The 1,328-nt window shown below is 74.5% G+C and carries 2 protein-coding genes; both read right to left on the reverse strand.

Annotation, left to right across the window (positions count from 1 at the left end; translation table 11 throughout):
- Nucleotides 1-198 precede the first annotated feature (198 nt).
- Nucleotides 199-936: a hypothetical protein gene (locus C1J00_RS43290; RefSeq protein ID WP_102914221.1), complete on the reverse strand. Its 738-nt coding sequence runs from the start codon at nucleotides 934-936 to the stop codon at nucleotides 199-201.
- Nucleotides 937-1,002: 66 nt separating this feature from the next.
- Nucleotides 1,003-1,328, reverse strand: a 326-nt coding sequence (locus C1J00_RS43295; protein WP_146046415.1) for a hypothetical protein, incomplete at its 5' end; no start/stop codon positions are given.

The raw sequence follows: 1,328 nt of genomic DNA on the forward strand, positions 1-1,328 counted from the left end.
GGCGGGCACGGGCCGGCGTACGGCGTCCGCTTCGACGAGGGCGAGCGGGGCGGAGGGGTCGAAGTCGGCACGCGCCATGCGGGTCCAGTCGATGCCCTGGGGGCTGGCGGTAGTGCTCACGGGGGTATCTCCTGTCTCGGGTCGACGTGAAGGGGGGCCGGGCGCCTGCGGGGCGCCCGGCGGTGCGTGGCGGGCGGGCTACGCGGCGGTGGGCTCGGTGACGGTCAGCCGGTCGGTGGTGAACGTGTCCTCGTGGGGCGGCGTGCCATCCCACAGGACGCGCGCCCGGAACGGGCCGTAGAACGCTGGCCGGTACAGCTCCAGGACGAGTCCGGCGGACGGGCCCGGCCCGAAGGTGACGCGGTCCCCCGTGGCGAACCCGCCGGTCTCCGAACGCTCCTGGTCGATGTCGGCCGGGTCGACGGGCCGGATCACGTCGCGCGGGGTGAGGAACTGATGCTCGTCTCCGTCCCACTGCACGCGGACCAGGCCGTCGTCGTCGACACGGCGGATGGTGCCGCGCTGCGCGTAGCGGCGGGGCTGCTGCCACGCCTGTTCGGGGAGCTGCCATCCGATCCGCTCGACGCGCTGGCCGGGCCGGTAGCCGACGGGGCACCAGGCGGCGGGCACGTACAGCACCAGGTCGTACGGCCCGGCCGTGTAGGTCTGGCCGTCCAGGGCGATACAGCCGGGGTTACCGAACTGGGCGGGGCGCTGCTGCGGCAGGGCGTAGCGGGCACGCGGGAACGGGCGGGCGGACCGTAGGCCGGCCGCGTGGGTCAGGGTGCCGTCGTCGATGCCGACGAGGAGGTCCCCGCCCTTGATGTTCCGGGCGGCCGTGACGCGCACGCGGTGGTGGTCGATGCCGCTCGGGAGCTGCACGGCGGCGAGGTCCTCGGTGATGGCCATGGACGGGGTGAGGGCTCGGGAGATCACGTCGTATCCCTTCGAAGGGGTGCCGGGGCGCGGTGGGGCGCCCCGGCGGGTTGCATGGGGCAGAGGTCAGCGGGAGGTGCGGCTTGCGTCGCGCTGCGGGCCGCAGACGCGGTTGCCCATGGTGTGGCAGTCCCAGCCGCTCTCGTCCTCGTCGACGATGCCGTCCCGGTTGTCGTCGCCGAGTGCGTCGGCCTGTCCGTCGATCCAGCCGTCCATCCACGCGACGGTGCCCGGGTCATCGCCGTCGGCGATCACGGCCGGATAGGTCGGCTTGGATCCGTCGCCGAGGTCGGCCACGCCCGCCTTCCAGCCGCCGTTGTACGCGGCCACCAGGTCGGCCGTGTCGGCGACCACCGTGACGGTGGGGCGCGGGGAGGGCGCAGCGGTGGGGG

This window comes from Streptomyces cahuitamycinicus (assembly GCF_002891435.1).
Taxonomy (GTDB): Bacteria; Actinomycetota; Actinomycetes; order Streptomycetales; family Streptomycetaceae; genus Streptomyces; species Streptomyces cahuitamycinicus.